Source organism: Pseudidiomarina sp. (assembly GCF_048267825.1).
In the GTDB taxonomy this organism is placed as follows: Bacteria; Pseudomonadota; Gammaproteobacteria; order Enterobacterales; family Alteromonadaceae; genus Pseudidiomarina.
In genome coordinates, this window is sequence record NZ_JBLWWR010000002.1 from 209,225 (window position 1) to 234,946 (window position 25,722).

The 25,722-nt window shown below is 46.4% G+C and carries 23 protein-coding genes; all 23 read left to right on the top strand.

Translation table 11 applies throughout. The features are described 5' to 3' along the window. Nucleotides 1-3: 3 nt before the first annotated feature. The 23 genes from gspF (at nt 4) to ACN0UN_RS04005 (ending at nt 25,722) form a co-directional block, all read left to right on the top strand. Nucleotides 4-1,248, top strand: coding sequence for a type II secretion system inner membrane protein GspF (gene gspF / locus ACN0UN_RS03895; protein WP_417658819.1), 1,245 nt, complete (start codon nt 4-6; stop codon nt 1,246-1,248). A gap of 11 nt (nt 1,249-1,259) precedes the next feature. Further along, on the top strand, nt 1,260-1,676 hold the full coding sequence (gene gspG / locus ACN0UN_RS03900; protein ID WP_128351297.1) for a type II secretion system major pseudopilin GspG: 417 nt from the start codon (nt 1,260-1,262) through the stop codon (nt 1,674-1,676). 3 nt (nt 1,677-1,679) lie between these two features. Beyond that, nucleotides 1,680-2,264, top strand: a complete 585-nt coding sequence (locus ACN0UN_RS03905) for a pilus assembly FimT family protein (protein ID WP_417658820.1) — start codon at nt 1,680-1,682, stop codon at nt 2,262-2,264. After that, on the top strand, nt 2,264-2,659 hold the full coding sequence (gene gspI / locus ACN0UN_RS03910; RefSeq protein ID WP_417658866.1) for a type II secretion system minor pseudopilin GspI: 396 nt from the start codon (nt 2,264-2,266) through the stop codon (nt 2,657-2,659). Before ACN0UN_RS03905 ends, gspI begins: the two co-directional genes overlap by 1 nt. After that, nucleotides 2,652-3,260 carry a type II secretion system minor pseudopilin GspJ gene (gene gspJ, locus ACN0UN_RS03915; protein WP_417658821.1) on the top strand — a complete coding sequence of 203 codons (609 nt, stop codon included), beginning with the start codon at nt 2,652-2,654 and terminating at the stop codon, nt 3,258-3,260. Before gspI ends, gspJ begins: the two co-directional genes overlap by 8 nt. Beyond that, complete coding sequence (gene gspK / locus ACN0UN_RS03920; RefSeq protein WP_417658822.1) at nt 3,253-4,431, top strand: type II secretion system minor pseudopilin GspK; 1,179 nt, start codon at nt 3,253-3,255, stop codon at nt 4,429-4,431. The genes gspJ and gspK overlap by 8 nt, the downstream gene beginning before the upstream one ends. A 3-nt stretch (nt 4,432-4,434) precedes the next feature. Continuing rightward, the gene (gene gspL, locus ACN0UN_RS03925; RefSeq protein WP_417658823.1) at nt 4,435-5,607 is read left to right on the top strand and encodes a type II secretion system protein GspL; all 1,173 of its coding nucleotides are present in this window, start codon (nt 4,435-4,437) and stop codon (nt 5,605-5,607) included. Continuing rightward, nucleotides 5,607-6,137, top strand: coding sequence for a type II secretion system protein GspM (gspM, locus tag ACN0UN_RS03930; protein WP_417658824.1), 531 nt, complete (start codon nt 5,607-5,609; stop codon nt 6,135-6,137). Before gspL ends, gspM begins: the two co-directional genes overlap by 1 nt. Continuing rightward, nucleotides 6,134-6,895, top strand: coding sequence for a type II secretion system protein N (locus tag ACN0UN_RS03935; protein WP_417658825.1), 762 nt, complete (start codon nt 6,134-6,136; stop codon nt 6,893-6,895). The genes gspM and ACN0UN_RS03935 overlap by 4 nt, the downstream gene beginning before the upstream one ends. 12 nt (nt 6,896-6,907) lie before the next feature. Then, a complete protein-coding gene (locus tag ACN0UN_RS03940) occupies nt 6,908-7,726 on the top strand; it encodes a mechanosensitive ion channel domain-containing protein (protein WP_417658826.1) in 819 nt (272 codons plus the stop codon). Nucleotides 7,727-7,828: 102 nt separating this feature from the next. Continuing rightward, complete coding sequence (locus tag ACN0UN_RS03945; RefSeq protein WP_417658827.1) at nt 7,829-8,440, top strand: porin family protein; 612 nt, start codon at nt 7,829-7,831, stop codon at nt 8,438-8,440. A gap of 117 nt (nt 8,441-8,557) precedes the next feature. Continuing rightward, nucleotides 8,558-8,818 (top strand): hypothetical protein, encoded by a 261-nt coding sequence (locus ACN0UN_RS03950; protein WP_417658828.1) that lies wholly within the window; start codon nt 8,558-8,560, stop codon nt 8,816-8,818. 136 nt (nt 8,819-8,954) lie between these two features. Next, nucleotides 8,955-9,668: a YjbF family lipoprotein gene (locus ACN0UN_RS03955; RefSeq protein ID WP_339877533.1), complete on the top strand. Its 714-nt coding sequence runs from the start codon at nt 8,955-8,957 to the stop codon at nt 9,666-9,668. After that, the gene (locus ACN0UN_RS03960; protein ID WP_417658829.1) at nt 9,665-12,739 is read left to right on the top strand and encodes a YjbH domain-containing protein; all 3,075 of its coding nucleotides are present in this window, start codon (nt 9,665-9,667) and stop codon (nt 12,737-12,739) included. The genes ACN0UN_RS03955 and ACN0UN_RS03960 overlap by 4 nt, the downstream gene beginning before the upstream one ends. Before the next feature lie 30 nt (nt 12,740-12,769). Beyond that, entirely contained in the window at nt 12,770-13,936 is a 1,167-nt protein-coding gene (locus tag ACN0UN_RS03965) for a nucleotide sugar dehydrogenase (protein ID WP_417658830.1), read from the top strand. 50 nt (nt 13,937-13,986) lie between these two features. Next, nucleotides 13,987-15,483: a glucose-6-phosphate isomerase gene (gene pgi / locus ACN0UN_RS03970; protein ID WP_128351283.1), complete on the top strand. Its 1,497-nt coding sequence runs from the start codon at nt 13,987-13,989 to the stop codon at nt 15,481-15,483. A gap of 705 nt (nt 15,484-16,188) precedes the next feature. After that, complete coding sequence (locus ACN0UN_RS03975) at nt 16,189-18,912, top strand: SLBB domain-containing protein (RefSeq protein ID WP_417658831.1); 2,724 nt, start codon at nt 16,189-16,191, stop codon at nt 18,910-18,912. Between the two features lie 38 nt (nt 18,913-18,950). Beyond that, the gene (locus tag ACN0UN_RS03980) at nt 18,951-19,883 is read left to right on the top strand and encodes a Wzz/FepE/Etk N-terminal domain-containing protein (protein ID WP_128351282.1); all 933 of its coding nucleotides are present in this window, start codon (nt 18,951-18,953) and stop codon (nt 19,881-19,883) included. A gap of 258 nt (nt 19,884-20,141) precedes the next feature. Then, the gene (locus ACN0UN_RS03985; protein ID WP_220445650.1) at nt 20,142-21,251 is read left to right on the top strand and encodes a hypothetical protein; all 1,110 of its coding nucleotides are present in this window, start codon (nt 20,142-20,144) and stop codon (nt 21,249-21,251) included. Next, entirely contained in the window at nt 21,232-22,464 is a 1,233-nt protein-coding gene (locus tag ACN0UN_RS03990) for a hypothetical protein (RefSeq protein WP_128351280.1), read from the top strand. The genes ACN0UN_RS03985 and ACN0UN_RS03990 overlap by 20 nt, the downstream gene beginning before the upstream one ends. Continuing rightward, nucleotides 22,451-23,395 carry a glycosyltransferase gene (locus tag ACN0UN_RS03995; protein ID WP_128351279.1) on the top strand — a complete coding sequence of 315 codons (945 nt, stop codon included), beginning with the start codon at nt 22,451-22,453 and terminating at the stop codon, nt 23,393-23,395. The genes ACN0UN_RS03990 and ACN0UN_RS03995 overlap by 14 nt, the downstream gene beginning before the upstream one ends. A gap of 7 nt (nt 23,396-23,402) precedes the next feature. Beyond that, nucleotides 23,403-24,539: a glycosyltransferase gene (locus ACN0UN_RS04000; RefSeq protein WP_128351278.1), complete on the top strand. Its 1,137-nt coding sequence runs from the start codon at nt 23,403-23,405 to the stop codon at nt 24,537-24,539. A gap of 148 nt (nt 24,540-24,687) precedes the next feature. Next, on the top strand, nt 24,688-25,722 hold the full coding sequence (locus ACN0UN_RS04005; protein ID WP_417658832.1) for a polysaccharide biosynthesis protein: 1,035 nt from the start codon (nt 24,688-24,690) through the stop codon (nt 25,720-25,722).

The window sequence follows — 25,722 nt, forward strand, 5'->3', positions numbered from 1 at the left end:
GCCGTGGCAGCCTATGCATTTCAAGCGCTAAACGCCAGCGGCCGCAAAAGCAAAGGCGTGATTGAAGCCGACACCGAACGTCAGGTGCGGGCGCAGTTGCGTGAGCAAGGCTTGATTCCAGTGCACGTTGAGCTGGCGGAAGAAACCCGGGGAACGGGGGCCGGAACCGGCTCCGGAGCTGCACCGCTGCTCAAACGGCTGCAAACACGGGGTGTCAGTGCTTCCGACTTAGCCTTGATTACCCGCCAGTTGGCAACCTTGGTCAGTGCGGCATTGCCGATTGAGCAGGCCTTGTTTGCCGTTTCTGAGCAAACCGATAAGCCGCGTCTGCAAAAACTGATCATGGCGGTGCGCTCCAAAGTGGTTGAAGGCTATTCATTGGCTGAAGCCATGGCCGAGTACCCGCACGTGTTCGATAAATTATTTACCGCGATGGTTTCAGCGGGCGAAAAATCGGGCCATTTAGACGAAGTGCTAAACCGCTTGGCCGATTACACCGAGCAACGTAACCGCCTTAAAGGCCAGTTAGTGCAAGCGTTGGTGTACCCGACTATTCTCACGTTAGTGGCCATTGGCGTTATTATCTTCCTGTTGGTTAGCGTGGTGCCGCAAATTGTTGAGCAGTTCAGCGGGCTGGATCAAACCTTACCGCCAACCACCACTTTCTTGCTGGCAGTGAGTGAATTCCTGCAAAATTATGGCATTTATGCCCTGATCGCACTTTTCCTAACCTTGATTATCGGGTCGCAGCTATTACGTAAACCCGAGCGGCGCGATAAGTTCGATGCCTGGGTGCTCAAGGTGCCATTGTTCGGGCGGGTGATTAAAGGCGTGAACACCGCGCGTTTTGCCCGCACCTTAAGTATTTTGGCGGCGTCCGCGGTGCCATTGCTTGACGGTTTGCGTATTACCGGGCGCGTGTTAACCAATCGCGCCATGCAAATTGCAGTGGAGGAAGCCGCTGCCCGTGTGCGCGAGGGCTCATCCTTGCGTGCGGCGTTAGCGCAAACCAAATTATTCCCGCCAATGATGCTGCACATGATTGCCGCTGGCGAAAAATCGGGCGAGTTGGAGCAGTTGCTCGGGCGCGCCGCCGATAACCAAGACCGCGACTTCGAAACCACCATGAACGTGGCACTAAAAATATTTGAGCCGGCCCTGATCGTTGTCATGGCTGGCGTTGTCTTACTCATTGTACTGGCCATCATTCAGCCAATACTCGCGCTTAACCAAAGCGTTGGCTTGTAACGAGGAACTTTATGAAAAAACAAACCGGATTTAGCTTAATCGAAGTCATGGTAGTTATCGCTATCTTGGGCTTATTGGCATCATTGATTCTGCCAAACGTGCTGGGTTCAGCCGACCAGGCCAACCGCCAGAAAGCACGCACGGATATCATTGCCTTGGAAAATGCCTTAGCGCAATATCGCTTGGACAATAGCGTGTTTCCAACCACTGAACAGGGCCTTGAAGCCTTAATTCAAGAGCCAAATGTTGACCCGCGCCCACGCAACTACCGCCGTGGCGGTTATATCCAGCGCTTGCCGGCAGACCCGTGGGGCAACGAATATTTGCTGCTTAGCCCAGGTGAATACGGCGACGTCGATATTTTTTCAGCGGGCCCTGATGGGCAAACCGGCACCGACGACGACATCGGCAACTGGAATATCGAGTAATTTGTGAATCGCGGTGTATCCAAAGGCTTCACCCTTGTTGAAGTAATGGTCACCATAGCGGTGATTGCCATGCTGGCAGTCACCGTCAGTTTTGTGGTGCCTGATAACCGCGATGACAATCTTGAAGAAGACGCCCGCGTACTCTATGAACGCATCAAATACGCCCGCGAATACGCTTTGGTGCGTAACGCGGTGTTGGGCTTGCGCATTGACCAGAGCAACAGCTACCGCTTTTTGCAATTCACTGATGGCCGTTGGCAAACCATAAACCATCGAGGTCTGCGCCCCACCGAGCTGGAAGAAACCGTGTTGCTGGACGTGCAGGCCGCTGATTTAGAGCTACTCGAGCAGGACGACACCGACATCAATGCGGTGTTTGATATCGAAGACGACGAACGTGATGCCGATGACGCACAAACGAAGAGCGAGCCCACACCCCAATTATTTATTTTTGGTAGCGGCGATCTGCCACCGTTTGAATTAACACTGAGTGACACCGGGTTATTTGCCGATGGCGCGGGCGGCGCAAGCTGGAAGATTATCAGCACCGACGGCATTGAAATTTCATTAGAGCGAGAGCCATTGTGATGCGCGCGCGCGGCTTTACCTTAGTCGAAGTGATGTTCGCGCTGGGTATTTTTGCCCTGGCGGCATTGGCAGCTGTGGCCTCAACCAGCCAGCATTTGCATAATCTGAACTACATGCAGGACAAATCCTTGGCGCAATATGCGGCATCGAACGCGTTGGCACGAATCAGCCTGAATTATCCACCCAAAAATAACGCCAAAGGCACTGAAGTTGTCGGTGGCAAAGAGTGGCACTGGCGCGCCGAAGTATTAGAAACTCAAACCACCGACGTGTTTTACGTAACCGTGCGGGTGTACGACCAAGCGCCCAGCGGCTCGGATTCGGATTCTGGCTCCATGGTCACGCTCAGTCGCTACCTTGGCCCAAGCACCGACGGGGGCGGCACCAATGACTAAGTTTGTGCGCCGCGAAGCCCGTGGCTTTACGTTGGTTGAAGTGCTGGTTACGGTGGTGATCATGGCCGTTATCGGGCTGGCATCAGCGGCGGTAATAAACGCCATTATGCGCACCAGTGAGCAAAGCGAAAAAGCGATTGATCAACTGCAAAAGCTGCAGTACGCCATGCTTATTTTAGAGCAGGACATTCGCCAAATTGTGCCGCGTGATAACCCCACAGGGTTGTACATTTTTGCCGAAGAAGGCCGGTTAGGCTTTGTGCGCTCGGGCTGGTTTAACCCGCAAGGTTTATTCCCACGCAGCGAATTGCAGCCGGTGGCTTACATTTTGCGCGACGGTAACCTGGTGCGTGAGCATTTTACCTTTGTGGATGTGAGCGAATCCAGTGAGCCCTTTACCCGCGTTGTGCTGGAAGATGTCGACGGATTTGAGATTGAGTTTTTGCGCGCTGGCGCTGATAAAGAGGGGGATGCAGTCCCAGCTTCGGAGCAGGCACTGAACCCTACCTCATTACCGCCTGGCATCGAGATAACCCTCGATACCCAACGCTGGGGGCGCATCACGCGTGTGTTCTTAATTAACGGGGGCAACTATGAATAGCTCTGCTGCCCCTACGAAACAACGCGGCGTCGCGCTGCTGATGGTATTGCTGGTGGTGGCCTTGGTATCGGTCATGGCGGTAACGCTAAGTGGGCGTTTACAAACCAGCGTGCTGCGTACCGGTAATTTGCAGCAAGCCGAGCAGGCCTATTGGTATTGGCTGAGCGCCGAAGAAATCGTCACCGAGCTATTACGAACCGAACTCAGCGAAAGCGACAACGTCGCGCACCAACAACAAATGTGGTACCAGCAAAGTGAGAGTGGCAACCTCTATCCGGTTGATGGTGGCGCCATTCAAGGCAAAATCAAAGATTTGCACAGCTGCTTTAACTTGAACTCACTACGCGCTGCCGACCGCGACGATTCGGGCAGCAGCAATGCTGGCAGCAACAATGGCACGAATGCAGGAACAAATGCTGACACGGATGGCGAAACTGACGCAGAGGAAGAGGGCAGCTCCGGAGCAGGGACTGCACCCCACCTGATACGGGAGCGGCGCAAGGCGCAGCTGCGCATGCTCATGCTGGCCAGCAGCGACTCGCTAGAGCCGTATGCGGCTGATGTGATTGTCGATTCACTGGCCGATTGGTTGGATGACGACGACACCATTGACGGCAGCTACGGCGCTGAGTCGGTTGATTATCAAAGTTTGCAGTTTCCATACAGCGCCGCCAATAACTGGCTGACTCACGTCAGCGAATTACGCCTTATCCGTGGGGTAAGCGCGAAGATATATCAACAGATTAAGCCGTACGTGTGTGTCATCCCGCGGGATAACACCTTGCAGATAAACCTCAATACGGTGGACGATGATCAGCCGGAGCTATTGCACGCGGTAACGCTTGGTGGGATGTCGATGGACGATGCCAACAGTTTCTTAAGCAGTCGCCGTGCCGAGGGCTATGAAAGTATGGACGATGCACGTAATAATGGCGCGCTTAACGATGCTGCGACGCGTGGGCCACGGCCGAATCTCGGTGGTGGTGTGACGCCAAACGGCGTGAGCGCGGAAACCATTGGTGGCGTGCTTGATGATTTGGACGTGAAAAGTAAATACTTCCAGTTGAACGCAAAAATTGGTTACGGCGACTTAGTGATGGCTGCCGAAAGCCAGTTTTTAATCACCAGCGAAACAGCAAAGGTGCTGTATCGCGGTGCAGGAGAACCTTAAATCATGGAACAATTATTCATTCGCTTGAGCTCGCAGCCGCATGAGCCGCTGCACTGGCTGATTTGGAGCCCTGCGCAAGAAGAGCTTATTGCCAGTGGCACACTCAACGATTTGTCCGAGCTAAGCCAGTTGAGCGATCATGCGCGCAGCCGCGACGTGATTTGTTTCGCGCCGGGTACGGATGTGTTGATCACCGCCGTTGAGTTGCCCAGTAGCGCGATACGCATGTTGCCGCAAGTGATTCCAAATGCGCTGGAAGACGAGTTGGCGCAAGACATCAGCGAATTGCATTTTGCCTGGCCACCAGTGAAAAAGAGTAGTACCGGTTTATCGTTGCACGTTGCCGTAGTGGCGCACGAAGCCATGACCAAGTGGCTGCAAGCACTCGATGCAGCCGACATCGATTGCGATGAAATCTATCCGGATATTTTCATGATTCCAGAGCAAGGCGAGCAGCCCATCTCGCTCACGCTCGGTGAAACCGTTATCATTCGTACCGGCCAATACAGCGGCTTTAGCACGGACATCTCGCTGTTGCCAGTTATGGCTGAAGGCATGCAACTGCAAGCTGTGGAGCAAATGGACATTGAGGTGCCGCTGAGCATTGTGGCGACCACCTACAACGCGCGCAAATCCCAGCCAGAAATGATTAATCTGCGGCAGCATCAGTATCGGGTGCAGCGCAAGAAGCGCAAGGGCGCGTCCAATGTGAGCGCTTACAAACCGGCTGCGATAGCTGCTGCGGTGTTATTGGTAGTCGGCTACAGCTCGCAAGTAATTGAATACATACAGTTAGGTGAGCAAAGTGCGCAGCTTGAGCAAGCCATCGAGCAAACCTATCGCGATACCTTCCCGAATGAAAAACGCATTGTTAACGTGCGCTCGCAGCTGAACCGCCACCTCGAAAGTCTTGGCGTTGAGGGCACCACCACGTCACCATTAGAGTTATTGGCGTATCTGGAACCGGCGTTTAAAGCCAACCGCGATGTACGCCTTGAGATGCTGCGCTTCGAAAACGAAACCTTACGCATGCAAGTAAAAGCTAATAGCTTCGGTAGCTTAGAGAATTTTCGCAAAGTAGCGAACGAAGGTGGGCAGGTGACTGTCGAGCAGGGCCCTGTGAATAACCAGTCAGGAGCCGTTAGCGGCGCCTTGACCGTGAAGAAGGACGTGTAATGGCCAGTTTGCTGCAACAACTTATCCACCGTGTGCCAGGGCTTGAAGCCCGCGTGAATCAGATGAACCAACGTGAAAAATTGTTGGTGAGCACCGCCGCTGTATTGCTGGTGATCACGTTAGCGTACTTCCTGCTATGGAAGCCAGTTACCGACGGCATTGCCGAGCGTGAAACCAAAATCAATGCCCAGCAAGAGCTGCTGCAATGGGTGCGTGAAAACACCGGCCGCTACCTCGCGCAAAGCGGAGGTGGGGCGCAGTCCCAGCTCCGCACCCCCACCTCAAGCATGAGTGGCAGCGTCAGTGAGCGGGTGACAACGCTGGCAAGCGCCGCAAAAATTGAAGTAACGCGCATGCAACCCCAGTCCGACAGCTTGTTGGTGGTTATCGACCAAGTTGACTTTAATACCTTGCTGCAATTTATCGAAAGTCTGCAAACCGAAGCGGGCCTCACCATTGAGCACCTCGACGCCACTGAAGGCGGCGAACCAGGCATGGTGCGCGTGCGCCGACTGCAGGTGAGCGAATGATGTCGTGGCGTTGGTTGCTGTGGTTAATTCCACTTTATCTTGTTGCGCTCGTTGCGCTTATCCCGGCCGCCGTTATTAAGTGGGGTGCAGTCCCGGGACTGCACCTTACCTCAACGCAGGGCACGTTATGGCACGGTCGTACATCCATGAGTGCTGAACTGCCAAACGGCGGAACATTAAACTTGCACGATGTGAGCTGGCGCTTAAGCCCTTGGCAGTTATTTCTGGGGCAAGCTGACATCGCACTGCAAATTCCGTCGACAAATTATATCCACGGCAGCGCGACCATCAACGCCAGTGCATCAAAAGCGGCAATTACCGCGAATTTGCAAGGCGCGATGCAACCGGCGATCCAACAGCTGAAATTACCCGTACCCATCACCATAGCCGGTAATTGGGAATTGACGGTCGCTGATTACCAAGTGTCTGATTTTCAAAGCGGAAAAATCTGCGATACGCTAGATGCACGTTTTAATGCGCGCACAACAGAGATGCGCATCAATCAACAATGGCATGCGCTGGGCGATTACGTTTCAACGCTAAGCTGCAACGCGCAAAACGGCATTGCCGTGAAAATTGACGATAATAATTTGGTTGGACTACGCTTAAACGCACAAGTGAACGGGCGCATTGATGCGCCGCAAGTCAGCCTGACAGGCAGTATGCAGCAAACCTTGCAAACACCGAAACCCATCACAGATTTGTTAGTGTTTCTCGGCAAGCCAGATGCCCAAGGTCGCTATAATTTTAAATGGTAAAAAGGAGTACACATGGAACAGGTCATGACATGGATTAGCGAGAACCAAGAATTGATTCTCGGCTATACCGTAAAATTCATTGTCGCAATCATCATCTTGATTGCCGGTAAGATTATTGCGAACTCAGTTGCAGGCCTGATGGGCAAAGGCATGGAAAAGCGCGGCACCGATAAAGCCGTGATCAGTTTCCTTGGCGCCATTGTGCGCTCAGTGATTTTCATCGCCGCGGTGCTCATGGCGCTGTCGCAAGTTGGCGTTGAAACCACTTCATTTATTGCCATTTTAGGTGCCGCCGGTTTAGCCATTGGCTTGTCGCTGCAGGGCTCACTGTCGAACATGGCCTCAGGCGTGTTGATTATTCTGTTCCGCCCATTCCGCGCCGGTGAATATGTCGACGCAGGCGGTGTGTCGGGTACCGTGGAAGAAGTGAATATCTTCCAAACCATCCTGAAAACACCGGACAATAAAGTGGTGTTTGTGCCAAACGCGCAAATCACTGGCCAGCCCATCACCAATTACAACCGTGAAGACACGCGCCGCGTTGATTTGCTGATTGGTGTGTCGTATGACGCAGACCTGCACAAAACCAAAGAAGTACTGGAAAACGTGTTGAAAGCGGAGAGCCGCCTGTTAAAAGACCCGGCTTGGAATATTCAAGTGCATGCGCTGAATAGCTCTTCGGTCGATTTTATTGTGCGCCCCTGGGTGAACAGCACCGACTATTGGCCGGTGTATTGGGATCTGATGCGCGAAATTAAAATCGCATTAGACAAAAACGACATCGGCATTCCATACCCACAAATGGATGTGCATTTACACAAGCAAGATTAGCAACAGTACGTAAATAAAGAGCAAAATAGAGTGCAGAGCGAATACTGCACGCTCATTTTGAGTCTATACTGTGGATAGGAACTCCACAGAAGGACTACAAAAATGAAAACATTATTTAAAGTTTCGACCATCGCTGCGGTTATGGCTACTGCAATGGGTACCACCGCAGCGCATGCGCAACAGGCTCCAAGCTTCGACAAGCTTGGCGTTAGCTACATTAGCTATGATCTTGATGGAGAAACTCTCAACGGCGCAGGCGCGCACTTGAACATGTCCATCAACCCAGATTGGTTCTTCAGCGCTGAGTACATCTATGCCAGCGATGATTACAATGCCGGTGGCTTTGCGGTCGACGTGGAATCTGCAAGCCTGTACGGCAACGTTGGCTATAAGTTTTATAACATGGGTAACACCGTGGGCTACGTAGCTGGCGGTTTGGTGTATAACGATGCCGAAGTGAAATCGTCAGGTTTTGGTAACTACAGCGAAGACGATACCGGTTGGAATGCACAAATCGGCTTACGTTCGCGCTTAACCAATGACATTGAAGTGGACGCGAATGTGCGGCACGTCGACATTTACGATGACAGCGATCAAGAGTGGACGGTCAGCGGTCGTTACTTTATCACTCAAGAGTTTAGTTTGGGTGCTGGTTATACCCTGATAGACAGTGATAATAGCTACTTGGCATTAACCGGCAGCTTCCACTTTTAAAGAAAAAAGCTTACAAAAATCATCTTTACAGTCCCATAACAAGCTGTTAAATTTGATGATAATCACCCACATAGAAGTGGGCTGATTGGCCAATCAATAGTATGGAAGAGGTATATTATGAAAACTTTAACAGCATTATTTGCTGCAGCAGTGATGGCGCTTGCGCCAGCCGCTATTGCACAAGACGCTGGTTCTGCTGGTGGTAGCAGCGCATCTGGTTCAGGTGTAGCATATACTACTGGCGCTATGGTAGCTGCTGGTGTAGCTGCTGCAGCGGTACTCGTTGTTGCAACTGACGACGACGACGACTTCGTAGCTCCAAAACCACCAACTCCGGTGACGCAAACTAACACTAGCACTACTACTAGCACCAACTAAGTTAGAGCTAGTAAAAATGTCAAAGCCGCGGGCGTAAACCCGCGGCTTTTTTATTTTGAACAGGCAACAAATATGCTACTATTCGTGGCACATAACCAGCATATCAAAATAACGAAAACAACAACGAAGCGGAAGCATGACAACCCAGCGTAAGCCATCCCAAATGCTCAAACAAGCAGCCATTATCGCTTTGCTAGTAACCACCGCTAGCGGATGCAGTGTGCGTGTAAAAAACTACGTCGAAATCGCCCAACGCGCGTTCGAAACGCCAGATGACGTAAGCCTGAGCATACAAGAAATTAAGGATTATCCGTATGCCGCGCAATATATTCGTGTCGACAACCGTCCTCGCGCACTCATGGCGCTGGCCTTTGACGACGACAACGTACTCAAGTGGCGTACCGGTGGCGATGAAATCATCCACACCCGGCATGGCCGTTTTATCGGTAGCGTGAACATCAGTGATGCCATCGCACACACCGACAACTTGGATGCCGATCCGCTTGTCTGCCTGAAGCGCAACCTGAAAGAACCCAGCCAGTGCCCAACCATGTGGCAGCGTAAAGTGTGGATAACCAGCGCCACCGAAAAGAACTTGAAAGATTCCGTGCTAACCTACAGCAGCGAATTCGCCGTGCTTGGCACCGAGCAGTGGACCCATCCCGACACCACCGAGCTCACCGTATACAAAATTGAAGAAACCAGCGAGCTGTTCACCAATATCTTCTATGTTGAGCAAAAAACCGGTCGCACCGTGAAGTCACGCCAATTTGTGGCGCCAGGCACCGGTTATGTTGAAATTGAAGAAGTGAAACCCTACGCGAATGACTTGAAGGCAGTGAACGAATGAACCAACGCCGTTTTATCAAGGCCGCAAACACGCTGAGCACGCTCGTGATTGCCGCCGTGCTCGCCACCAGCGCTAGTGCCAATGCACAAGAGTCAGCCCAAGAGCCAAGCCAGCAACAACCAAGCCAGCAACAAAAAGTCGCCATCAAAATTGAAGGCCCCGCGCAAAAGAAGCAACTTGAGTTTTTAGGCACCCCGCGCCTGCACCAAGTGTATGAACAAGCACAAATCAGTCAAACCGAAATATTTTGGCCCGGCGTGCGGCTCGTTAGTGCTAACATGCAAAACCAAATCATGCAGCAGCAGCGCGAACTCACTCAGCAACTGTATCAGCTGCAAGCGCATTTTCGCGACAATGACGAACACAATTACGCGCAGCTTGCTGGCCGTGTCGCCGTGCAAGTGGCGAATTGGCCGCTTATTGGCGCCGAGCCTATCGGGCGTGGCCACGTTGAGGAAGGCCCGAAGAGCATCACCTTTGGCGTTGATATCAACAAAAAGAGCGCACTAACCAGCAGCTACGACGAAGCGCGCTTGTTTCTAAATGCTAACCCAGCGCTCACTGCCGACCGCTATCAATTGCTGCTACCGAGCATCAAGCAGCACCAGTTTGAGCACCTGCAAATTATTGGTGCCGTGTGGGTGCCGTTTGCAATGACCTATCATCCGGATTTCACCGCGCGTGAAACCGCCGTTGCCGAAAAACTCAAGCAGCGCTTTGAAGCCATTACGCTGCAAGAAAAAGTGGTGCAAATCACCGCCGCCGGTGACGTACAAACCCTGTACATTGACCCACACAATGCCTACCAGCAAGAATTTTCTGCCGGTGCAAAAGTTGTTGCCCTGTTTGATACCAGCAAGCTGCCAAGCCGCTACAAACATATCAACGAGCAAATGATTGAGCTGGCGCGCTACTGGAACCCCATGCAGCCGCAAATAAGCCAGCAGGAGCATTTCACCACCTTGAGTCAATACATAAAAGATAAACAGGAACCGCCCATGTTATGGCTGGGTGAATTGCATAAACGCCAACAGCCAAGCACCAATGACTTCGGTAGCTGGGGCTTATTGCAAATGCCAAGTGGCCGTCATGCCGATGTGGGCGAATTCGCATTCACCTATTTTGATTCCGAGGAATACCGCCGCTGGGCCATTAACCTGCAGGTGTTTCCATGGTTAGAAGCCACGCTACGCTACAACGACATTCGCACCCGTCGCTACAGCCCATATGAGAGCTTTTCGGGCGATCAAACTTATAAAGACCGTGGCGTAGATTTCAAATTCCGCCTGACTGAAGAGTCGCGCTGGGTACCTGAAACCAGCGTGGGTATCCGCGATTTAGCCGGTACAGGCTTATTTGCCGGTGAATATGTTGCCGCGAGCAAGCGCTTCGGTAACTTCGACTTCACTGCGGGTATTGGTTGGGGCTACTTAGGCAAAAACGGCAACATCAACAACCCGTTTTGTGAACTTGCCGATGAGTTTTGCCGTCGTGAAAGCGGTTTCTCAGGCCGAGGCGGCAGCTTTGAGGTGGATAAATGGTTTAAAGGCAACGCCGCTTGGTTCGGTGGTCTGGAATACCAAACCCCCTGGGACCCACTGACCGTAAAAGTTGAATACGATAGCAACAATTACATGCGTGAGCCTTCAACCGTGCCCATGCCGCAGGATTCGCGTTGGAACTACGGGCTTGAGTATGATCTTGGCCGTAACATGAGCCTGAAATTCAGCTACGAACGTGGCAACACGCTTATGTTCGGCTTCACCATTCGCACCAATTTTGATCAAATGACGCAGCCGAAACTGGACACTCCGCCGCGCGAACTCCAACCAACCAAGGTTGCCAGCATTGAAGAACTCAAGCAGCAAGAACAGCTGAACGAGCTGCGCAGCGCCATAAGTGAAGAAGCCAGTACCTGGGTTGGCGAAATAGCGCTAAACGAAGAACAGAAAACCTTGACCCTTTATGGCAATCAAGCGCGCTATCGTGACAGCGAAATCGCGCTTGAGCGCTTAGGCCGTGTATTGGCATCGGAAACCCCGGAAAACATTGAAACTTACCAATTTGTGACTGTTTCGGGTAATACCAAATTGGCGCAGGACAACATTGATGCCGAAATTTTCAAAGATGCCATCGCGCGCCGCACCATTAATGCGACCACACAACAGGCCTATAGCCGTAGCGAAGTAACCGAGGCACCAGGTGAAACCTTGTACGGCAGTGAATTTGAATTCGCCGAAATGCCAACCGTGAGCGTGAAACCTTATATTGATCAAAGCTTCGGTGGGCCTGAAGCTTTTTATATGTACCAAGTAGGGTTAGATGTGCGCGCTTTTTATAGCCTAAGTAGGAACACCTTTGCTTACACGACGGTGAGTGGACGTATTCTTGATAACTACGACAAATTTAATTTCCTTGGTGGCCAGGAAGAAGGCCCGTTGCCACGTGTGCGTACTTACGTGCGTGAATACGTGACCAGCTCAGACATTTATTTGCGCAATTTGGCCATTGGGCATCAAGAACAGCTGAGTAAAGACCTGTTCGCGTTTGGTTATGTCGGTTATCAAGAAGAAATGTTTGGCGGCTTTGGCGGCGAGTTGTTGTATCGTGAACTCGACAGCAATTGGGCCGTTGGCGTCGACGTGAACTATGCCCGCCAGCGCGACTGGGAAAATCATTTTGGCTTCCGTGATTATGACGTAATCACAGGCCATGTAACCGGTTATTGGCGCCCGAGCTTTATGCCAAACACCTTGTTACGGGTGGCAGCAGGGCAGTTCCTGGCCGGCGACCGTGGTGTGCAAGTGGCATTTGAGCATAAATTCAAAAGCGGTATTATCGCCGGCGCCTATGCGGCGAAAACCAATGTGTCGGCCGAGGAATATGGCGAAGGCAGCTTCACCAAAGGCTTTTATATCAGCATTCCGTTTGACCTGATTCAGTTGCGTCACAGTGCAGGCCGAGGCAGTATTGGCTGGAGTCCGATAACACGCGACGGAGGCCAAATGCTCGGCCGTGGGTTTAGCTTATTCGGCGCAACCGATAAGCGTAGTCCATATTACGTGGACTAAGAAAATGTCGACTAAAGAGGGAATTTAAGCATGGCTAAAGTTGTAATAGCCGGAACCGGTTACGTTGGGTTATCGAACGCGGTGTTGCTTGCGCAGCACCACGAAGTAACCGCTGTAGACATTCAGCAAAGCCGCGTGGATGCCGTAAATAGCAAACGAAGCCCCATTGAAGACAAGGAAATCGCAGACTTTCTAGCCAACAAAAGCTTAAACCTGACCGCAACCACTGATCCGCAAGCTTACGCAAGCGCGGAATGGGTGATTATTGCCACGCCAACCGATTACGATGCCAAGAACAATTACTTCAATACCAGTTCAGTTGAGGCCGTAATTGAATCTGTATTGGCGCATAACCCGCAGGCCGTGATGGTGATTAAATCAACCATTCCAGTGGGCTACACCAACGAGCTAAAAGCTAAATTCAAAACCGACAATATTATATTCTCGCCAGAATTCCTGCGCGAAGGTAAAGCGTTGTACGACAACCTGTACCCGTCGCGCATTATTGTCGGTGAACGTTCACCACGCGCTGAAACATTCGCGCAAATGCTGCAGCAAGGTGCCATCAAAAAAGACGTTAATGTCCTGTTTACCGATGCCACCGAAGCCGAGGCTATTAAACTGTTCGCCAATACTTTCTTGGCCATGCGCGTGGCGTACTTTAATGAGCTGGATACCTATTCCGCAGTACATGGCTTAGACAGCCGTCAGGTTATTGAAGGCGTGTGTTTAGACCCGCGCATAGGCAACCACTATAATAACCCCAGCTTTGGCTATGGCGGCTACTGCCTGCCTAAAGACACCAAACAGTTACTGGCGAATTACGACGAAGTACCGCAGAATATGATTCGTGCTGTTGTGGATGCCAACCGCACTCGCAAAGACTTTATTGCCGAAGACATACTGCGCCGCAATCCGAAAGTGGTGGGCGTGTACCGCCTGGTCATGAAACAAGGATCGGACAACTTCCGCGCATCGGCCGTGCAAGGCATTATGAAACGCCTGAAAGCCAAAGGGATTGAGGTAGTGGTGTATGAGCCAGTATTGAAAGAAGAAACATTTTTTCACTCGAGAGTTATAAAGGATTTAAATGAATTCAAAGAAGCATGTTGTTTAATCGTATCAAATAGATTAACAGTCGATCTTCATGATGTAGCGGACCGCGTTTATACACGTGACTTGTTTGGTTCTGATTAATGCCCTTTTAAAAATTGGTATTTGGACATATTTATGATGGAGTTGGTGCAATGGTAAATAATTCTCCAGCAAATAATTTCTATTGCATAGAGACGGACCTTTTAAACCTTGATTTTAGTTTTCAAGGTTTAACCCAAAAGCAACTAAACGAGCTTGCGGAGCGCAGGCTTCCCGAAAATTTTGAGCTGCTACGTAAAGAACTTCTTGCAGGTGAGTTTGACAACAAAACCGAAGGTCGAAAAGTAAGCCACTGTTTGAACCGAAGTATTCACAACGTGGTGAAAGCTGGTAATGGAAAAAACCGGTTCACTGAGATTGTGCGAGAGTTACGCAGTGGTCAGTGGCTCGGTACTACAGGTAAAGTCATTACTGATGTGGTAAATATTGGCGTTGGTGGCAGTGACCTTGGCCCCATGATGGGCTCATTCGCCTTGAAAGAATTTGCCGACGATAACAGCCTGCACACGCTGCACACACATTTTGTGAGCTCAATGGACGGGGGGCAGCTTTATGCCGTGCTCCCGATTCTGAACCCCGAAACCACGGTATTTATTATCGCGAGTAAAAGCTTTGGCACAATTGATACGCTCGCCAATGTCAACACCGTAAAAGCTTGGTTAGAACCAAAATTAACTGAACACCAATGGCTAGAACGGCATGTGATTGGTGTGAGCGCCAACAGTCAGGGCATGACTGATTTTGGGATTCCACCAGCGCAACAATTGAGCTTCGCTGATTCGGTTGGCGGGCGCTATAGTTTGTGGTCGGCTATTGGTTTACCGATAGCGTTAACCATTGGAGCAAACCAATTCAGTAAAATGTTAGAAGGTGCGAAGGCCATGGATGACCATTTTTCCAAGGCTCCATTTCTTGAAAATATTCCTATGTTATTGGCCCTTATTGGGATTTATAACCGCGAAGTGCGTGGTATAAATAACCTAGCTATTTTGCCCTATGATGGCCGTTTGCGTTATCTCCCAAGTTATATGCAACAACTTGATATGGAAAGTAATGGCAAACAAGCTACGCATGATAATCAGCCGCTAAACGCGCCGACAGGGCCTATTATTTGGGGGGGCTACGGGCCAAATGGTCAACATGCATTTTTCCAGCATCTGCACCAAGGCTGGGATCACTTTACTGCAGACTTCATTGCGGTATTACACAGACAAGCGCCGAATTTTAGCAGCGATGTGCAACGCGCATTGCGCGAACAACAACGTTTATCTGTGAGTAATTGCTTAGCCCATAGAAAACTTATGTGGGAAGGTGCTCAAAGTTCGGGCGACCCTCGCAACGCCTATATAGGAGGTCATCCAACCAACTTGTTGTATGTCGATGAGCTAACCCCACAAAGCTTTGGCGCACTAATTGCTGCTTATGAACACAAAGTGTTTACGCAGGGAGTTATTTGGGGAATCAATAGCTTTGACCAGCCAGGTGTTGAAAAAGGCAAAAAGTGCGCAGTCGATATTCTTGATGTTATTGATGGAAACCGCAGCATGGTGTTTGATCCCAGCACTAATAATATAATTAAACGCATGTGATCGGTCAGCAGTTGCAGCCTTCACGGTAGGAGCAATCTACGCCGAGACAAGCGGGGTGTTAGTGAAGAGGCATTTTGTTTCTCGGTTATCTGGTTGTACAGTTACCCGAGGGATTAGAAAACATACATAAAATTAAAAATACTTTAGGTGTACTTCACTTACTACGATTTGGTCATAAACTTACCGAAGTGAATGACTAGTTTATCGTTGAAATGCAACAATTAAATACGCAACAGATGATAACAGTAAAGTCAGCGCCAGAAGCCAGGTGATAGCGTCATATTAAATGATGGCCCATTTAACGGCTTCTTCTTGGCGAAAGTGATTTAAATTACATGGCGCAAGCCGTTGCTTTGTTTTTTAGACAGGTTAAATCAGCAGGTTTGTGCAAGCGTTAACTATACCCAGATTGAGCAGAGTTAACGAACATCAACATGCAAAGTCGGCGCTCAAAATGTACTGGCTAAATAAGAAGCAGACGCTTGTATAAGAGGGTATTGGCGGTATTCACAACTAACCAGGCGTGATAGTATTATTTACAAAATTACAATAACTACACATGTATTTATTGTCTATTTAAACCTTAATATTTCAGTATTCGCGGAGCACATCGGGCTTTAGTTTACCGTAAACTATGGGCGGTAGCGTGTCTGGAACATAATATTAACAACGGCAAGCTATATTAAGCATCATAAGGAGCAGATAATGCAAGGCATTATCAAACAACTTCTCATCACAGCCATGGCTGCGTCACTCTTGTTTGCGGCGGCAATAAACCCGCTGTCGACGGCTAATGCACAAGCCATAAGCCAAGCACAGATTGAGCAATTTAAAAAGCTACCGCGCAGTCAACAAGAAATGCTGGCGCGCCAGTACGGTTTTGACTTGAGTATGCTGGAAGGAGGCGCAAGTAATAAAGCCTCAGACACGGCCGGTCAAGAATATCCAGAAATTATGGAAGCGCGGGACAAGAATAATCAGCAGCGGGAACAAACCACCCCAGACGATCTCGAAAAGCAGTTCGATGTGAGTGATAAAAGTTTGCAGCCGTTTGGTTATAAACTTTTTGCCGGTAAACCAACAACGTTTGCACCCGTTAGTCATGCGCCAGTGCCGTCGAATTATACCGTGGGTTCGGGCGACACAGTAAGCATTCAACTCTATGGCAAAGAAAGTCAAGATTACGAATTTACTGTTGACCGCCAAGGGCGTATTACAATTCCTGAGTTGGGCCCTATTCAGGTAGCCGGTTTAAGCTTTAGCGATGTTCAAGCTTTGATAAAAAACGAAGTCGCGAACCGAATGATCGGCATGCAAGCAGCGGTTTCGATGGGGAAGCTGCGTAGTATCCAAATTTATGTGATGGGTGAAGCTTATCAGCCAGGTACTTACACGGTCAGCTCGCTCACCACCATGATGCAGGCGTTGATTGTGAGTGGTGGGGTATCGGATATCGCTTCGCTACGAAATATTCAATTAAAGCGCGATGGTAACACCCTAACTACACTTGATTTGTACGATTTCTTGATTAAAGGCGACCCCTCCGGCGACCGTTTGTTGCAGCAGGGGGATATTGTCTTTATTCCACCGCGCGGTGACATGGTGCGCGTGTATGGTGAAGTGTTACGCCCTGCCATTTATGAGTTGAGAAATGAACGTAGTTTAAAGGAAGTGATTCAGCTTGCCGGCGGCACCAAAGCTGGTGCATATACCGATTCCATTCGGATTAAACGTATTGATGGCAGTAAGCGTATTACCCAAACCGTTGATTTAGATGCGGCAAACGCCATTCAATTGCGTAATGGTGATGAAGTGGAAATTAGTGCGGTTTCAGATGAAATGAACCAAAGCATCATGCTGGTCGGCGCGGTGGCGCGCCCAGGCTATTATGAATGGCGCGAAGGAATTCGCATAAATAATATTATTAAAAACGTAAGCAGTGGGTTGTTGGGCATCGCCGACTTGGGCTACGGCATAGTAGTGCGTGAACGTAATTTGCGCCGTGATATTGATATTTATCAGTTTGATGTAGCCGCCGCGGTTTCGGGACAAACGCAAGATAATATAGAACTCTTGCCACGTGATCAGGTTGTTATTTTCTCGCGGTACGAAAATGCTTCCGACGAGAAGCTGCTATTAAGCGATTGGATATTGAACGAAAGCGAGAAAGAGCGCAAAGAGCGGCAAGAGCTGTTGCGTGAATACCGCAAGAAGTACTATCGTGAATTAGCAGGTGTTGAGGAAAAAGACGAAGAAGAGGGTACCTTTGGCGAATCAGAAGTTGCATCGAAGCTGCAAGGGTTATTTTCAAGCAGTGACACAGATGAAGGTGACGAGATAGAAGAGTATGCGCTGTATTCTCGCAATAATTTGCTTGAGCCGATATTAGCAAAACTACGTAACCAGTTCAGTTACGATCGCGAACTACCAATAGTGAGCGTTACCGGTGAGGTACGTTATCCAGGAATTTACCCGTTAGCGCGTAACGCCAGCGAAATGGATTTGATCTCTGCTGCAGGTGGCTTCAAAGAGTCGGCGTACCTAGACCGCGCAGAAGTGACCCGCTCGTCAATTGTTGATGGGCAAACACAAACCGACTATGTGACCGTAAATTTACGCGAAAGCTTAGCCGGTCGCGAACAAGTGCAGCTTAAAGGTCGTGATAGCCTACACGTATTCCAAATTCCGGAATGGCAAAACACGGTTGAAGTAACGTTAAAAGGCGAAGTACGTTTTCCTGGCACCTATACTGTTCGCCGTGGTGAAACCTTGTCAGCATTGGTTGAACGGGCTGGTGGATTTACCGATTATGCCTTCCCACAGGGAGCTATTTTCACCCGCGAAGAGCTTAAAACTCTAGAAAAAGAGCGCATGAGAGTGCTGGCGCAGCAGTTACAACAAGAGATTGCCACTAATGCGATTACTGGCTCTGAAAATAATACGCGCAGCTACAACGAAACTCGCCAGTTGTTAACGGATTTGATGAATGTCGAGCCGGTAGGGCGACTCATTATTGATTTGCCACAAATAATTTCCGGCGACGTTTCAGACGACATTGAACTTAAAGATGGTGACCGGTTAGTGATACCGAATCGTCGCAATACGGTGAATATTATCGGAGAAGTTCAAATGGCTAGCTCCTATGTATACGACGGAAGCTTAAATGCGCATGATTACATTCGTCGCGCAGGGGGTATTCGTAAGAAAGCGGACGAAGAGCGAATTTTCATCGTTAAATCAAACGGTAGTATCGAAATGCTGGGAAATGGCGGTTGGTTCGGTTTAGGAAATGATAAACGTTTAGAGCCTGGCGATACCATTGTGGTGCCATTAGATACACAATATAAAGACGGTTTAACGGTTTGGTCACAAGCGACGCAAATTGTGTATCAGATCGGTGTTGCGCTCGCCGCATTGGCTGCAATTTAACTCTAATCAAAATCGAATATTATTAAAGAGTGTGATAAATGACTAACATCAAGCGCGATATTAATACTGATGGAGCAATCGATTTAAGAAAAGTTGCGTCAACTTTATGGTTAGGCAAGAAGCTTATTGTAGTAATCACTGGGGCGTTTGTGATCATATCTATCGCATATTCGTTATTTCTACCCAATATATATAAAGCTGAAGCGATTGTCGCGCCGCATGATGAATCGAGCAATAGTAATATAACAAAAATGATTGGACAGCTAGGAGGCTTAGCTAGCCTTGCTGGTATAGATTTAGGATCCGGTGGGAACGCAGATAAAACAAAGATTGCATTGCAACTCCTAGAATCCCATAATTTTCTTAGAGAATACATCGAGACTCAAGATATCATTCCTGAGATTATGGCTGTGGAGAAATGGAGCCCTTCTGAAAATTTGATTTTTGATGACGAAATTTACGACCCCAACGAGAAAAAGTGGGTGAGAGATGTAAAACCACCGAAAAATCTTAAACCTTCAAGCTGGGAATACGTAACTGAGTTTAAAGAAAGTAATTTAATTATTAGACAGGAAAGTGAAACCGGCTTTATAAGAATAGCTGTGCAACACGAATCTCCAATTTTTGCGAAGAATACAGTTGATTCTTTAATTTATACGATCAATGAAACTATGCGTGAAAGAGATATAAAAGACGCAGAGTCTAGCCTTAAATATTTGGAAGAACAGCTTGAATCGACATCTTTAAGTACAATACAACAAGGGTTGTATGATCTAATAGAAAGTCAATTACAAACATTAATGCTCGCCAATATTAGGTCTGAGTATATGTTTCAGGTATTAGACCCCGCAATCATTCCCGAAGAAAAGCACAAACCTTCAAGGTTCCTCATTGTTATATTAGGCGGAATTTTAGGTTCTTTCCTTTCGATGGCTTATGTATTAATTCGCTACTATCCACGTAACTCCTAGACATTCGATTAGATATCCAAAGCGTATAAAAAAGTCCTTCTTCGTTAATTAGCACACTCCCTATTTTAACGACACTTGAACGTTACGAAACAATAGTGATTGACTCTTGGCCATAGGTTACAGCTGTAGAAAATTGGGTACAAATTGATTAAATTAAATTCGCAATTAATGAACCCAAAGGAATTAATTCCTTTGATGTTCTATTTTCTCGCGCGAGTTATACCAGCGGTTTTAATGTTCATATCAAATATTTATTTGATGAAAATATTAAGCCCAAATGATTATATTCTTTATTCAAATGGATTTGCTACCGCAACGTTGCTGTCTCTGACTTGTTCGAGCATGTTAGGACAATCGTTTTTAAGGTACTTCCCAGGGAATAAAACTGATGCTGAGTTTAATAGTACTTGGGTATTTTTCTTTCTAATTGTTCTTAGTTTTCTAGCAGTTCTATTTGTAATACTAGATGACTATCGTCTGTTGGTATTCCTCACTGCGATGATGTTTTTATTAAATGTCCTTTATTCAATCTTTCAAGGAAGTGAGCAATCTAAACTATTTTTAATATCCAATATAGCTAGGTCTTTAATTTTTATTTCAACTATTGTGGTTGTATTTGCATTCAATAAAGTACAACCAAACGGTTCGAGTGCACTTTGGATATTATCCATTTCATTTTTGATACCTATTGGACTATTCATTAAGTGGGCAGTACGGCCTTTGGGGACGATATCTTTATCCGCGTTTTCAAAACCTGAATTCAAAAAGATATTAAATTTCTCTATTCCGATCGCGGTTTGGATATTGTTTTATACATTTAACAATATGACGTTCAGGTATATTTTATTAATATCTGATGAACTTGAATTGTTAAATTCCTTTGTTAGAGTGCATGACGTGGTTTTTAACATCACTACCGTGATGCTTTCTTTTATAGTTACGTGGAGCCACCCCAAGTTCTCGAACTTATTCAACCGAGGGTTACTAAAAAAATTCTACCAAATTCGTGGACACATAATATATATACAAGTCGCTATTGGTTTGCTCGGATTTGTTTCACTGCTTGCTATGAATGTGGTCTGGCCTAATGTGATTAATGGAATTGGAATCTCATCGATTGAGTTACAAATATACAGCTTGCTCTCAGCCGTTCTAGCTCAAATTGCTTTAGTTTTCCACAAGTCACTCGAGATGTCAGGTCATTTAAAGCGAATGATTGTATTCATATTTGTGAGCGTGGGTCTAAATGGCTTCCTTATGATAGTGTTTTTAAAGTTCGGCTTAGGTATTCATTCCGCACTCTCCCTGCCGTTGAGTCTTTGTTTCTATATTATTTTAACTAAGTTCTATGAAACAAGATTGGTTTAATAAATTCCTATTCTACTCTCTTATTCTTTCTTTGGCGTTTTTCACGGCAGGGAAATTTCTTTATTTTTCAATTCTACTGATAATGTTTATAGTCGTCTTTGAGCGTGGTTTAAGAGCTTGGGAAAGAGATTATTTCTTATACTTCCTCATTGTGATTTTCTTATTTCATATCTCGTTTTACGTCGGTGCGTTAAAAGGTAATAGCCTACAGCACATGCTGCGAAATAATTATTTCTCCATTTATTATTTTCTGTTTCCTTATGTTTTGATCAGCACGTTAAACTATGGAACCTTAAGAAATGTTCTGGCTAAAATAAATTTTTCTGTATTTTTGATATGTACAGCACATATTTTTATCTATGTTGCTGCATTGTTATCTCCTAAATTTCACGTTTTCTTTGATACAACGCTAGTGGGACGGTTGGGTTATGCATTTGGATTTGCGGGCGCAGCTGAAAATGGTTTAAAAGTTTATAGTAACCTCACTTCTTTGATAATTTTTTGTCTAGGCATAGAGATATTTTTTTATAAACGACGATTACTGATTGGTATTTTAATAGTAACTATCGGGTTATCGGCGTCGATTACTCAATATTTTATACTGTTACTATTCTTAACGTTGATTGCATCCGAAATAATCATGCGATTTTTTCTAAAATTGCGCTTGCATTTAGGCCATTTCCTAATTGGTATAGCTGGTGCAATATCTATGATTGTATTGATCGTAAACTTAGGTTTATTTGGATTAGTTCAGGAAAAAATTGAAGGCTTTAACCAATCTCAATCATTTAATACGGTATCCATTAGAAAAGATCAGGCAGAGATTCTTATTCATGAAGCAGAAGCTCATCTGCCGTTTGGTGCGGGATTGGGGTATGAAAGTCCGGCATATAGCGAATATCGGAAGGGCTTTGGCGACACAAAAGAGCTAAACCAATCTATGTATGAGAATCAATATTTAGACGTTCTAATGAAGTTTGGGTTTTTGGCTGCTTTTATTGCGATACTTTATATACTTCTTCCATCTGTATTTTTAATCATAAACTCAATTTCGAATAATGATTTCGGTTACCTTAAAGTTCTATTCACATATTATGGGGTTTTGCTCTACAGCGGCTCGAACGGTAATACGTTTTATATGTATTCCACAATGATTGTTTGGGGAATTGTAATGCTAGTTTGCTTTAAAGGTCTTAACAATGAAGGACGGTAAAATTTCAGTCGTTATAGCTACATATAACGGTGAAAAGTATCTGAAAGAACAATTAATAAGTATTTTGAATCAAAGCGTCGAGGTTGATGAAATAATTATCTCTGATGATAACTCTAGCGACCGCACATTAGAGGTAATTGGATCGATATCCTGTTCTAAGATAAAGGTAATAAAAAACAATAATAATGTTGGTTATAAAGAAAATTTCAATATCGCTTTGAGCCATGCAGGTGGTAATTTTATATTTCTTTGTGACCAAGATGACAGTTGGGTTGAAGATAAAGTGAAAGTATGCATGGATAGCATTGGTGATAATCTGCTATTGATGCATGATATTTGGTTTTGCAACGGAAATTTGAAGAGAGTTGGGGATACCAAACTTAAACGGCTAAGGTTTCAACGAAATCTAAATCGAGCCTACGCTACGGGTATGGCGATGATGATAAAAAAAGAGCTTGTTCAGTTGGTTACACCAATCCCTTCAGAGTGGACCGCGGGCCATGATAACTGGTTTAATGAGTGGTCGATCTTATTGGGCCGAAAAGTAATTATTAATAACTGTCTTGCGGATTATCGACGTCACGAGTCCACTGTAACATTTGACGATAAGCTTAATCAGGAAGAGGGAAATCCGTTAAATTTTATATCGAGCAGAAGTTCTTATGATCTGAGGTTACGAGAACTAGAGAATTACAATGTTATGAGCAAATTTATAGATCGACATAGAAATGATTTTGTTTTTTTAGAAGACTTTGATTACCTGATAGTATCTAACCGGCTCAACTTATTAATTGATATTTGTAAACGCAGACTTGCAATGACTCAGATGAATTTATTTTACAGGTTTATGAGTGCTTCGACCCTACTTCTTCGTGGCCGGTATAGATTTTTCAATGGCATTCTTAGTTTTATGAAGGACTTAAGGAATTGATTTTTTAATGCGTATATTAGTATTTACTTCGTACTATCTTCCAGCTAAGCGTGCTGGTGGTCCAATTAAAACTTTAAAGAACATTGTTAACAAAATATCCCCTCATGGCATATCTTTTGATATAGTGACATCCGATAGAGATATTGGAGACAAATATCGGTTTCATAGTGTGAGCAAAAATAGCTGGGAAGCGGTAGGAAAAGCAAATGTATTCTATTTTTCAAACGGGCTATCCAAGCTAATCGCATTAGTACGAGATAAAAAGTACTCGTTTTTGTACATAAATAGTTTTTTCTCAGTAAAGTTTTCAATAGTACCGCAGCTGCTAGCAAGATTATTTAACAGAAAGGTTTTAATTGCACCCAGAGGCGAATTTTCTGATGGTGCACTTCGTATTCGATACCTAAAGAAGAAATCATATATTGCAGTTTATAAATTGCTGCTCTTGCACAAGAATGTTGTTTTTCACGCTTCCACTGTGCATGAAAGAGATGATATTAAAGAAATATTTGGAGATAAGGTCGATATTGTAATAGCTGAGAATATTCCAAATGTTGAGTCTCCGAAAATATGTAGAGTGAAAGATAGCGATAAGTTACGAGTTGCCTTTCTTTCTCGAATATCTGAGAAGAAAAATTTACTTTTCGCGCTGGATGTCTTGAGTGATGCGGCAACTGAAATTGAGTTTGATATTTTTGGTCCAGTTGAAGATGACTCTTACTGGCAGCAGTGCCAGAAATTGATTCACAAGCTTCCTAATCGAATAAAGACAAATTATCGAGGTATGCTTGAGCCAAGCAAGGTGATCAGCACTCTTGCAGATTATGATCTTTTCTTTCTTCCCACACTCGGGGAGAATTACGGACATGCGATTGTTGAAGCTTTATGCGCTGGCCTTCCGGTACTGATATCAGATAAAACGCCTTGGAGGAATCTTGAAGAGTTGGGTCTCGGTTGGGATGTGGCATTAGATAACCGCCAAAAATTTGTTGAAGCAATAAATAAAACGGCTGCTGCCAGCAGTGCTGATCATTTAACAATGAGAAAAAATATTAGCACGTGGGCATCCAAGCAGTTTGCGAGACCAGAAATAGAAGAAGCTAATCTAACAATGTTCAGAAGTTTGTTAGAGCGTTTTGGATAAGAAATTTAGAAATGGTAGCATCGAGCGATTAAACGAGAACCTAGTTTTTGATATTTTAATCAGTGTAAAAAGCTAAATACTTCATAACTGGTCATTCCCGCTAATGAGATCAAACAACCAACCTATGTCAGGGTAAAATAGGCAAACTATGTTTAAAGATAATGTATTAATGATTACCGGCGGCACAGGCTCTTTCGGTAACGCGGTTCTTCGTCGTTTTCTCGATACAGATATTGCCGAGATTCGCATCTTCAGTCGCGACGAGAAGAAACAAGATGATATGCGTAAAGCCTACAACAATCCGAAGCTAAAATTTTACATCGGTGATGTGCGCGACTATCAAAGTATCCTGAATGCGACACGCGGTGTCGACTATATTTATCATGCAGCGGCACTGAAGCAGGTACCATCCTGTGAATTTCATCCTATGGAAGCGGTGAAAACGAACGTTGTAGGTACCGAAAATCTACTGGAAGCTGCTATCCAAAACGGTGTTAAACGCGTTGTTTGCTTGAGCACAGATAAAGCGGTTTATCCGATCAATGCAATGGGCATTTCAAAAGCCATGATGGAAAAAGTGATGGTGGCTAAATCGCGGAATGTCGACGAGACAAAAACCGTCATTTGCGGTACGCGCTATGGGAATGTTATGGCCTCTCGCGGGTCTGTTATTCCACTGTTTGTTGACCAAATCAGGGCTGACAAGCCTATTACTATTACTGACCCATCAATGACGCGCTTTATGATGACGCTGGATGATGCGGTTGACCTTGTTCTCTATGCTTTTGAACACGGCAAAAATGGTGATATTTTTGTACAAAAAGCACCCGCAGCAACAATTGAAACATTGGCGCAGGCTATTTTGTCGCTAATCAATAGAACAGAGTATCCAATTAATATCATGGGTACACGCCACGGTGAGAAACTCTACGAAGCATTATTATCGCGAGAAGAGATGGCCTGTGCAGAAGACATGGGGCAGTATTTCCGCGTACCGCCAGATCTGCGTGACTTAAATTATGCCAAGTATGTTGAGCAGGGCGATACCAACATATCGGAAATAGAAGATTACAACTCACACAATACCGAACGTTTAGACGTCGAAGGTATGAAACAATTATTGCGAAAACTCGACTTTATGAATGCATTTGCCGCTGGCAAATACGTCAGTCCAGAAGGTTAA

Excerpts from the sequence above, each read along its gene's own strand:
- gspG (WP_128351297.1), top strand. The coding sequence starts at position 1,260 with ATGAAAAAACAAACCGGATTTAGCTTAATCGAAGTCATGGTAGTTATC.
- gspI (WP_417658866.1), top strand. The coding sequence starts at position 2,264 with ATGCGCGCGCGCGGCTTTACCTTAGTCGAAGTGATGTTCGCGCTGGGT.
- gspJ (WP_417658821.1), top strand. The coding sequence starts at position 2,652 with ATGACTAAGTTTGTGCGCCGCGAAGCCCGTGGCTTTACGTTGGTTGAA.
- gspK (WP_417658822.1), top strand. The coding sequence starts at position 3,253 with ATGAATAGCTCTGCTGCCCCTACGAAACAACGCGGCGTCGCGCTGCTG.
- gspL (WP_417658823.1), top strand. The coding sequence starts at position 4,435 with ATGGAACAATTATTCATTCGCTTGAGCTCGCAGCCGCATGAGCCGCTG.
- gspM (WP_417658824.1), top strand. The coding sequence starts at position 5,607 with ATGGCCAGTTTGCTGCAACAACTTATCCACCGTGTGCCAGGGCTTGAA.
- ACN0UN_RS03935 (WP_417658825.1), top strand. The coding sequence starts at position 6,134 with ATGATGTCGTGGCGTTGGTTGCTGTGGTTAATTCCACTTTATCTTGTT.
- ACN0UN_RS03940 (WP_417658826.1), top strand. The coding sequence starts at position 6,908 with ATGGAACAGGTCATGACATGGATTAGCGAGAACCAAGAATTGATTCTC.
- ACN0UN_RS03945 (WP_417658827.1), top strand. The coding sequence starts at position 7,829 with ATGAAAACATTATTTAAAGTTTCGACCATCGCTGCGGTTATGGCTACT.
- ACN0UN_RS03950 (WP_417658828.1), top strand. The coding sequence starts at position 8,558 with ATGAAAACTTTAACAGCATTATTTGCTGCAGCAGTGATGGCGCTTGCG.
- ACN0UN_RS03955 (WP_339877533.1), top strand. The coding sequence starts at position 8,955 with ATGACAACCCAGCGTAAGCCATCCCAAATGCTCAAACAAGCAGCCATT.
- ACN0UN_RS03960 (WP_417658829.1), top strand. The coding sequence starts at position 9,665 with ATGAACCAACGCCGTTTTATCAAGGCCGCAAACACGCTGAGCACGCTC.
- ACN0UN_RS03965 (WP_417658830.1), top strand. The coding sequence starts at position 12,770 with ATGGCTAAAGTTGTAATAGCCGGAACCGGTTACGTTGGGTTATCGAAC.
- pgi (WP_128351283.1), top strand. The coding sequence starts at position 13,987 with ATGGTAAATAATTCTCCAGCAAATAATTTCTATTGCATAGAGACGGAC.
- ACN0UN_RS03975 (WP_417658831.1), top strand. The coding sequence starts at position 16,189 with ATGCAAGGCATTATCAAACAACTTCTCATCACAGCCATGGCTGCGTCA.
- ACN0UN_RS03980 (WP_128351282.1), top strand. The coding sequence starts at position 18,951 with ATGACTAACATCAAGCGCGATATTAATACTGATGGAGCAATCGATTTA.
- ACN0UN_RS03985 (WP_220445650.1), top strand. The coding sequence starts at position 20,142 with ATGAAAATATTAAGCCCAAATGATTATATTCTTTATTCAAATGGATTT.
- ACN0UN_RS03990 (WP_128351280.1), top strand. The coding sequence starts at position 21,232 with ATGAAACAAGATTGGTTTAATAAATTCCTATTCTACTCTCTTATTCTT.
- ACN0UN_RS03995 (WP_128351279.1), top strand. The coding sequence starts at position 22,451 with ATGAAGGACGGTAAAATTTCAGTCGTTATAGCTACATATAACGGTGAA.
- ACN0UN_RS04000 (WP_128351278.1), top strand. The coding sequence starts at position 23,403 with ATGCGTATATTAGTATTTACTTCGTACTATCTTCCAGCTAAGCGTGCT.
- ACN0UN_RS04005 (WP_417658832.1), top strand. The coding sequence starts at position 24,688 with ATGTTTAAAGATAATGTATTAATGATTACCGGCGGCACAGGCTCTTTC.